Below are 8412 nucleotides of genomic sequence, written 5' to 3'. Positions count from 1 at the left end.
GGGTGGGTGCGGGTGCTCAGGGTCTTGCTCGGGGTCTTGCCCGGGGTCGTGTCCGTGGCCTTGTTGGCGGTCGTGTGCGTGTTCGTGGTCGCAGACATGGCTGCCGTCCCGTCCGTCTCGGTGTGTGTCGGTACGCACGCCCTACGATCCGACCTCAACCAAGGTTCAGGTCAAGCCCGTTCGTGGTCCGGTGTGGTCACCGCGCCCAGCACGGGCCGCTTGGCCTCCCGGCCGTCCCCCGAGGAACGTCCCCGCATACGCCGCCACAGCCACGGCCCCATGAATCCCGCGAGCCAGCGTGCCTCCGCCGCCACCTCGCCGAGCACCGAGACCGGGGGGAGCGGCGGCAGTGTCGTCAGCCAGTCCTCGTGGCCGGGCAGGCCGAGCGCGTCGGCCATGCCGTCGGCGATCCTCGCGTGGCCCAGCGGGCTGGCGTGCAGGCGGTCGCCGCTCCACAGCCGCGGATCGGTGGTGATCCGGTGCGGGAAGGTGTCGAGCACGGTCACCCCGTGCCGGTCGGCGGCCGCCCTGATCCGGGCGTTGAGGTCCAGGACGCGGGGCAGCGCGCGCCGGGCGAGCGGGACGATCCGCCCGATGTCCGGGAAGGTCACGGTGGCCACGTGCGCGCCCGCCCCGGTGAGCGCGGTGAACATCTCCTCGATGTCGGCGGCGACGCGTGCGGCGTCGAAGCCCGGCCGCACCAGGTCGTTCATGCCCGCCATCACGGTCACCAGATCCGGCTTCAGCGCGAGGGCGGGGCCCAGCTGCTCCGCCTTGATCCCCGCGGTAAGCCGGCCGCGCACGGCGAGATTGGCGTAGGTGAGACCGGGGTTGTCCGCGGCGAGGATCTCGGCGAGGCGGTCGGCCCAGCCTCGGTAGCCGTGTGTCTCGTCGCCGTCCCCGACGCCCTCCGTCTGACTGTCGCCGATCGCGACGTAACGTGCGTAGGAGTGGTGTCGCGTGGTGGTCATGGGCCGAGCTTCCTCCGGGCACCCAGCCCCGTCAACGCGATCCCACGGGGAGCGGGCCGTGGAGCGCACACGCGCGCGTGGCCGCGCGCTCGTCCAGCGGACCGGCAACAAACGGCGCACGGACGCGCACCGCTTCCATGCCTCTCCATGCCTCGCTGGGCTTCGCGCGCAGCCACGACGGTGTCAAGCTGCCGCTGTGAACACAGCCGACGCACCTCGTCGGCGCCGACCGGGCCCGCGTATGGGTCAGTCGGGCCAGCGTCCCGTGACGCGGCGGACGCCGACCGCGCCGCCGCGCTCCACCGCCGCCCTGACCACGGCGAAGATCGCGCCCTGGAGCGCGGCCGCGGCAAGGATCTCGCGCAGGTTGCGCTCCTCGTCGTGCGCATCCGGGGCGTCGTCCTCGCCCGCCACCGCCTTCCACGTGCGGTTGAACAGGGAGCTGGCGACCATGCCGCCGAGCATGCCGAAGGCCATCCCGAGCGGCTTGTAGAGCGCCGCGGCCTTGCTCATCGGCGACCGCCCTTCCGGCCGCGCAGCACCACGTACGCGAGCAGCGCGCCCGCTCCCGCGACGACGAACGCCCCGGGGCGCTTGCGGCCTGCCCGTACGACGCCGGTGGCGACCTCCCGAACCGGCTCAGGGGTGTTCTCCTGCACGCGCCGCGCGGTCTCGGCGACCTTCTCCTCGGCCCGCACGACGGCCTGGTGCTCCTCCGCGCGCGCCTTGGCGCCGAGCACGGCCCCCTTCACCTGCGCGGCACCCTCGACGGCCTTGCCCTTGGCCAGGGCCGCGCCTTCGATGGCTTTGCCCTTCACCTGCGCGGCACCCTCGATCGCCTTGCCCTTCACCTGCGCCGCGCCCTCGATCGCCTTGCCCTTGGCCTGGGCGGTGCCCTCGGCGGTCACGCCCTTCGCGTGGCCCGCCTCCTGTGCCGTCTTGCCCGTCACACGCGCCGCCTGCTCGGTCATCTTGTCCTTCACCTGTGCCGCCGTTCCTCGTACTTGGCCCTTGACCGCCTCGGCGCGCTGCCGGGCGCGGGTCTTCACATCCGCCTTCGCGGCCAGTTCCTCGACGGTCTCGCCGAGCCGGCCGCGGGTCTCCTCGATCTGCCGGCGCAGTTCGTCCGGCTCCTTCACGCCCGTGTTCCCGGAATCCTTCGGGCCCTTGGAGTTCTGGGGGCTCTTGGAGTTCTGGTGGTTCTGGGGGTTCTGGGGAGTGTGGGGGTTATCAGGATTCCTCGGTGCGCTCGTCATCGGTGCGCCCTTCCCTTGATCTCCTCGACGTCCGCCTTGACGCTGTCGATGGCCTCCTGCGGCACGGGCGGTGCCGCGCGCTTCAGCTGAGCGCGCCCCGCGGCCGCGAGTGCCCCGGCCACGGCGAAGAGGACACCGGTGACGATCAGAGCGGCGCCCCAGACGGGCAGGGCCAGTGAGAGCGCCGCGATCGCGGTGGCCGCCAGCGCCATGATCCCGACGTACGAGATCGCGCCGGCCGCTCCGAGGAGCCCGCCGCCCCGCCCCGCCCGCTTGCCCTTTTCGGCCATCTCCTGGCCTGCGAGCCGCATTTCCTGGCGTACGAGTTCCGAAAGCTGTGCTGTGGCCTGCTCGACGAGTTGTCCCACCGAGTGCTGCGCCTGGTCGCGCGTCGACCGCTCGTCCATGGTCCCGGTCACGGGTGCCGCCTCCCTTCTGGCTGGGAGGTCCGGGTACCCGGGCCGGGCCGCGCTATCCCCGCTGATCCCCGGTCAGCCGTGCCAGTTCGGACTGGAACCAGTCAAGGCGCGCCTGGAGCAGTGCGGCCTCGGCCATCAGTTCGGGCATGCCAAGGCCCGGCAGCCCGCCCGGGGAGGCCGGCGGGGCGGCCGCGTCGACCCGCAGCCCCTCCCCCGCGAGCCGTGCGAACTCCACGACGGACACGGCCCGACGTCCGCCCCGGCACCGCCCGCACGCCGCCTCGAGGACCAGCCACCCCGGCCTGCCCCACCCGGCGTCGGCGAGCAGCGAGGCGGCGGCACCGCAGTCGCACGGCGGCACGGTCGCGCGGCGCACCCGCTGACGCGCGTAACGGAAACCGCGCTCGAAGCGGATGTACACCCCGAGCACGGTCACTTCGAGCAGCACCGCCTTGCGGTGCTCGGCGGTGCACAGCAGCCCCTCGGCGGTGGCGCGGTCGTGCACGCAGTGGAAGCCGCAGTCGCAGCGGCGGTGGGGCGCGCTGTGCCGTCTGCCGTAGACGCAGCGCGCCTCGTCGAGTACCCCGTACGGCTGGCCCGCGCCGAGGGAGACGCCGGTGAAGGCGGCCCGGGTGCCGTCGTGGGACAGCACCGGGCGGGCGATCTTGTATCCGGTCGGCGGCTCCGTCGGGCGTTCCTCGGGGAGCCGCCGCCTCATCGGGTGACCGCGGCCTCGACCGGCCGGGGCTCCGGCACCGCCTCGGCGGTCCTCGGGCCGGGGTCGGGCACGGAGGTCTCGGCCATGCGCGCCGACTCCTCCTCCCGCGGCTGCTCTTCGGCGATTCCGGTGGCGAGTGCCTTGCCGAGCCTCATGACGCCTCCTAGGGAACAGCTGTTCCGCCATTGGGGACCCACTGTCCCGCCATGGTGGCCCATACGAGGGCGAGTTGGCACTAGTGCCTGCCATGGCCGACCGGAAATCGAGCCGGTCTTCGCCGACCCCCGTCCGGCGAAGACCGGGTGTTCGCCGTCTACCGTTCGGCGAAGACCGGCTGCCAGCGTCCGGCCGAGTCCGCCTTGGACGAGCGGTAGCCGCTGAGCGGGACCGTCTTCTTGCTGCCGATGGTGACGAGGACGAGCCGGTTGCGGTACTCGCTCGTGCCGGGTGCGATGTCCCAGGCGATGAGCCGCTTGTTGTCGGCCCAGGCGAGCAGTTGCTGCCCGGGCACCTTGGCGACGCGCTTGCCGGTGAGGGGGTCGAGGATGTCGGACGCGGTCGTCCTGCCGTCGCCCGCGAATTCGCCCGCGACGAGCTTGCCGTCCGGCGAGAGCCCGGCCCCGTTGAACCAGCGCACGTGCTTCTCCCTCGCGGGGGTGCGCTTCTCGCGGCCCTTGAAGTCGTAGTACTGCTGATGCGGGGCCGAGGTGAGGCCCGAGTAGACGAGGGTGCCGTCCTGACTGAAGGCGAAGTCCTCCCGGGTGTTGATCGTGTCGGGCCCGAACTCGCTCTCCGCCGTCTTGACCTTGCTCCAGCCGGAGTCGCCCGTCGCCACGTCGACGACGTAGAAGCCGGTCCTGCTCGGCACGGCGGGGCCGGGCCGCTCACGCTCGCCGTCGTGCATCGGCCGGCTCATGTCCATCAGGTCCGGACTCTTCGCGTAGGTCGTGGCGACGAGCTTCCTGCCGTCCGGCGAGAACGCGACGCCCCCGACCTTGCGGTCCACGGGGATCCAGCGCTCGACCTTGCCGGTGAGCAGGTTGAGCAGCCCGATCCGCCGCACGGGCAGCTTCTGTTCGAGGACGGCGGCGGTACGCATGCCGGGCGCGACGGCCACCCACGACCATCGGGCGTCCTTGCGGTAGGTGCCGGTCTTCTGGTCGAGCAGCCGGTAGGTACGGGTGACGATCTCGTCGCCGTTCGACTGCTTGACGGGGACGCTCGTGCTGAACGCGGCGAGCGCCTTGTCTCCCGCGGCGATCAGGTCGCGGGGCGGTGTCTGGCCGGGATGCGCGACGACGTCGCCGGTCCTCAGCTCGCTCGCCGGACGCGTTTCCTGCCGCCCGGTGTCCTCCGCGAGCACCGGCACCGCCACCGCCACGGCGAGGGCCGTCACCGCGGCGAGCGAGGTGCCCGCGATCGTCCGGGTCCTGCGGCGCCGCCGCGCGGCAAGCACCCGGTCGGCGAAGTCCCCCGGCAGGGGCGCGCCTTGGCCGGCCTGCTCCCGCAGCGACTCGCGCACCAGTTCTTCCATATTCACGGTCATACCTCCATGGGCGAGAAGTCGCGGGACATCGACCTGGATCCGCTCTCCGGCCGGTCCAGCCGTGCCAGTTCGGGGGCGAGGCTCCGCAGCCGGGCGAGGGAGCGGTGCGTCGTGCTGCGCACGGTGCCCACGGAGCAGCCCAGGAGCTGGGCGACCTCCGCCTCCGGCAGGTCCTCGAAGTAGCGCAGGACCAGGACGGTCCGCTGGCGCGCGGTGAGCTTGGCGAGCGCCCCGCGCAGCACAATTCGCAGCTCAGCGGCGGAGGTGGCGTCACCGGCCGCGGCGCTCTCCGGCGGTTCGGCGACGGCCAGTTCGCGCCGGGGCCACTTCAGCCGCCACCGGCTCACCTGCTGGCGGTAGAGGATCCTTCGTACGTACGCCTCCGGCTCGCCGATCCGCCGCCACCGGCCCGCGGCCTTGACGAGCGCGTTCTGCAGCAGGTCCTCGCCCGCGTGCCGGTCGCCGCCGCTGAGCAGCACGGCGGTCTTCAGCAGCGCCGGCGATCTGGTCGCCACGAACTCCCGGAAACTGTCCTGCTCTTGGGCATCCATCGTCACCTTCACTCCCTTGGGGGGCCTGTTGCCCCCCACATGGAGGAGGACGGGTCCGGACGCCCCCCGCTATGCCTGCCGGCCGGAGAAACCGAAAAACGGCCACCCCGGAGGGTGGCCGTTCTGGGTGGAGCGGGTCAGCGGGCGGCGGGGAAGCCCGCCGCCTTGGTCCAGCGCAGCGTCTTGCTGTACCGGCTGAACGTGACCTTCTTGCCGCCGGGCGCGACGGCGATCTTCTGCCAGCCGTCGAAGTTCGTCGTGAGGTGCTTGTCCCACTTGGTCAGCGATCCCGTGGCCACGGCGGCGACGGACTCCATGGGCGGTTCGCCGTCCGCGCAGTACCGGGCGAAGTCCCCGAAGGCCGCGACGGTGCCGTCCTTGGCCTTGAGCCCGATGCCCTGGCAGGCGTCGGTCCTCGTCTTGTAGATCACGGCGGGCTTGGACCAGCCCTTGGCCCGGGGGCTGTAGTCCTGCACGTAGAGCCCCTTGCCGCTCATGTAGTGCATGGCGACGCGCCGCCCGTCGGCGAGCTTGATCTGCGCGTTGAACGGGTTGGGGCCGTGGCCGCTCCAGGGGATGTCGCTCTTGCGCAGCCGGTGACTGTGGTCACCGGCCGCGGCGTGGCTCATCTCCCGCGCCGCCGCCTGCCCTTCCCCGCGGGCCTGGCCCACGCTCTGACCGCCCGCGGCGACCAGTCCGATCACTGTCGCGGCCCCCAGGGCCAGGGCCCGGATTCCCGTTCTCCGCATGACGCTTCCGCGCATGACGCTCCCCCTCTTGTCGTTTCTCGGCGATGCCCAGTTGTGGGCGATGCTCAGTTGTGGCTGTGCAGGATCTCGTTGAGGCCGCCCCAGACCGCGTTGTTCGGGCGGGCCTCGACGGTGCCCGTGACCGAGTTGCGGCGGAAGAGGATGTTCGAGGCGCCGGAGAGCTCGCGGGCCTTGACGATCTGTCCGTCGGGCATGGTGACGCGCGTACCGGCGGTGACGTACAGGCCCGCCTCGACGACGCACTCGTCGCCCAGCGCGATGCCGACGCCCGCCTCGGCGCCGACAAGGCAGCGCTCGCCGATGACGATGCGGACGTTGCCGCCGCCCGACAGGGTGCCCATCGTGGAGGCGCCGCCGCCGATGTCCGAGCCGTCACCGACGACGACACCGGCGGAGATGCGGCCCTCGACCATGGAGGTGCCGAGCGTGCCCGCGTTGAAGTTGACGAAGCCCTCGTGCATGACCGTGGTGCCCTCGGCGAGGTGCGCGCCGAGGCGGACGCGGTCGGCGTCGGCGATGCGGACGCCCTTCGGCACGACGTAGTCGGTCATGCGGGGGAACTTGTCGACGGACGTGACGGCGAGGTGCAGGCCCTCGGCGCGGGCGTTGAGCCGCACCTTCTCGACGTCGTCGACGGCGACCGGGCCGAGCGAGGTCCAGGCGACGTTGGCGAGGAAGCCGAACTGGCCGTCCAGGTTCACGCCGTGCGGCTTGACCAGGCGGTGCGAGAGCAGGTGCAGGCGCAGGTAGACGTCGTGGGCGTCCAGCGGCTTGTCGTCGAGGGACGCGATGACCGTACGTACGGCGATGATCTCCACGCCACGGCGGGCGTCCGGGCCGATCGCCTTGGCCGCGCCCTCGCCCAGCAGCTCCACGGCACGCTCGGCGGACAGCCGCTCGCTGCCGGCGGGGCCCGGCTCAGCGGTCAGCTCGGGCGCGGGGAACCAGGTGTCGAGGACGGTGCCGTCGGCGGTGACGGTGGCGAGGCCTGCGGCGATGGCGCCGGTGGTGCGGGGTGCGTTCGTGTCGGTCATGGGTGAAACCTAACCGGAGCGGCCTCGCGCGGGCGAACCGGTCTCACGCTCCGGGCCGCCCCTGCGCGGGCGCGAGCAGCCGGCCGAGCATCTCGCGCGCGTACGCCTCGTCGTATGTCCCGCCGGTGAGCAGCACCTGGAGGCAGATCCCGTCCATGAGGGCGACGAGGGCGCGCGCGGTGACGGGGTCGGTGCGGGGCACCAGGAGGTCGGTGAGGCCCCGGCACCACTCGGCGGCGACGGGGCGCAGCGCGGGTCTGCGCAGGGCGGCGAGGTACAGCTCGTACTCCAGCTCGACGCCGGTGCGCTCCCCCGCGAGCCAGTCGCCGAGGAGCCGGGCCAGCTCCGCGGCGAGGTCGGTGCGCGGGTCCTCGAAGGCGCCGCTTGTGGCCACCGCCTTCGCGAAGCCCTCGTTTGCCTGCCGCAGGGCGGCGACCAGCAGCTCGTCGAGCGTCTTGAAGTGGTACGTGGTCGAGCCGAGCGGCACGTCGGCCTCGGCGGCGGCCGAGCGGTGGCTGAGCCCGCCGATCCCCTTGGCGCCGACCACCCGGATCGCGGCGTCGATGATCCGCTGGCGGCGCTCGGGGTCGTAGCGGCGGGGCATCAGTGGGCCCCGCCGAGGTTGAGCACGATGACGCCGACGATGACGAGGGCGATGCCGGTGAGCTTGAGCAGACTGGCCGATTCCCCGAGGAAGAGCATGCCGATGGCGGCGACGGCCGCGGTGCCGACGCCGGCCCAGATCGCGTAGGCGGTGCCCACGGAGAGCGTCTTGAGGGTCTGCGCGAGGAGGGTGAAGGCGATCAGATACCCGGCGAGCGTGATCAGCGAGGGCCACAGCCTGCTGAACCCCTCGCTGTACTTCATGGCCGTGGTGGCGGCCACCTCCGCGGCGATGGCCCCGGCGAGCAGTGCGTATCCCATGCGTACGAGTGTACACATCGATACGTACGCCCGTACGCAACGCGGTCACGGGAGATTTACGGCTCGCCGGGGCCGAGGCCCCCCACGCATCCGGAGACCGCCGGGACGGCCGTCGAGCAGCCCCGGCTAAGGTGACGCGATCACTGTGGGGGGCCACAGGGACGCACGGAACGATGGACACGAGGGCGATGACGGACACGTCGGGGTGGGGGCCGCAGGGGCC

General features: G+C 72.4%; 12 protein-coding genes. All 12 read right to left on the bottom strand.

Translation table 11 applies throughout. The features are described 5' to 3' along the window. Nucleotides 1-170 precede the first annotated feature (170 nt). Complete coding sequence (locus GKQ77_RS21880) at nt 171-971, bottom strand: SGNH/GDSL hydrolase family protein (protein WP_219690629.1); 801 nt, start codon at nt 969-971, stop codon at nt 171-173. Nucleotides 972-1217: 246 nt separating this feature from the next. Then, nucleotides 1218-1484: a DUF4235 domain-containing protein gene (locus GKQ77_RS21875; RefSeq protein ID WP_219690628.1), complete on the bottom strand. Its 267-nt coding sequence runs from the start codon at nt 1482-1484 to the stop codon at nt 1218-1220. Beyond that, on the bottom strand, nt 1481-2227 hold the full coding sequence (locus GKQ77_RS33510) for a DUF3618 domain-containing protein (protein ID WP_258021722.1): 747 nt from the start codon (nt 2225-2227) through the stop codon (nt 1481-1483). Before GKQ77_RS33510 ends, GKQ77_RS21875 begins: the two co-directional genes overlap by 4 nt. Continuing rightward, nucleotides 2224-2646 carry a phage holin family protein gene (locus GKQ77_RS21865; protein ID WP_219690627.1) on the bottom strand — a complete coding sequence of 141 codons (423 nt, stop codon included), beginning with the start codon at nt 2644-2646 and terminating at the stop codon, nt 2224-2226. Before GKQ77_RS21865 ends, GKQ77_RS33510 begins: the two co-directional genes overlap by 4 nt. Nucleotides 2647-2698: 52 nt before the next feature. Further along, nucleotides 2699-3364: a hypothetical protein gene (locus GKQ77_RS21860; protein ID WP_219690626.1), complete on the bottom strand. Its 666-nt coding sequence runs from the start codon at nt 3362-3364 to the stop codon at nt 2699-2701. Continuing rightward, the gene (locus GKQ77_RS21855) at nt 3361-3519 is read right to left on the bottom strand and encodes a hypothetical protein (RefSeq protein WP_219690625.1); all 159 of its coding nucleotides are present in this window, start codon (nt 3517-3519) and stop codon (nt 3361-3363) included. Before GKQ77_RS21855 ends, GKQ77_RS21860 begins: the two co-directional genes overlap by 4 nt. 158 nt (nt 3520-3677) lie before the next feature. After that, nucleotides 3678-4904, bottom strand: coding sequence for a WD40 repeat domain-containing protein (locus GKQ77_RS21850; protein ID WP_219690624.1), 1227 nt, complete (start codon nt 4902-4904; stop codon nt 3678-3680). Nucleotides 4905-4906: 2 nt separating this feature from the next. Beyond that, nucleotides 4907-5461: a SigE family RNA polymerase sigma factor gene (locus GKQ77_RS21845; protein ID WP_219690631.1), complete on the bottom strand. Its 555-nt coding sequence runs from the start codon at nt 5459-5461 to the stop codon at nt 4907-4909. Nucleotides 5462-5598: 137 nt separating this feature from the next. Next, entirely contained in the window at nt 5599-6225 is a 627-nt protein-coding gene (locus tag GKQ77_RS33505) for a hypothetical protein (RefSeq protein ID WP_258021720.1), read from the bottom strand. A gap of 50 nt (nt 6226-6275) precedes the next feature. After that, nucleotides 6276-7265: a 2,3,4,5-tetrahydropyridine-2,6-dicarboxylate N-succinyltransferase gene (gene dapD, locus GKQ77_RS21835; RefSeq protein ID WP_219690623.1), complete on the bottom strand. Its 990-nt coding sequence runs from the start codon at nt 7263-7265 to the stop codon at nt 6276-6278. A gap of 43 nt (nt 7266-7308) precedes the next feature. After that, nucleotides 7309-7869 carry a TetR/AcrR family transcriptional regulator gene (locus GKQ77_RS21830; protein ID WP_219690622.1) on the bottom strand — a complete coding sequence of 187 codons (561 nt, stop codon included), beginning with the start codon at nt 7867-7869 and terminating at the stop codon, nt 7309-7311. Then, a complete protein-coding gene (locus tag GKQ77_RS21825) occupies nt 7869-8189 on the bottom strand; it encodes a DMT family transporter (RefSeq protein WP_219690621.1) in 321 nt (106 codons plus the stop codon). The genes GKQ77_RS21830 and GKQ77_RS21825 overlap by 1 nt, the downstream gene beginning before the upstream one ends. Between the last annotated feature and the right edge of the window lie 223 nt (nt 8190-8412).

Source organism: Streptomyces anatolicus, assembly GCF_019400875.1.
GTDB lineage: Bacteria > Actinomycetota > Actinomycetes > Streptomycetales > Streptomycetaceae > Streptomyces > Streptomyces anatolicus.
Note: the sequence above shows the minus strand (reverse complement) of the source record. Positions and strands in the feature narration are given on the sequence as shown.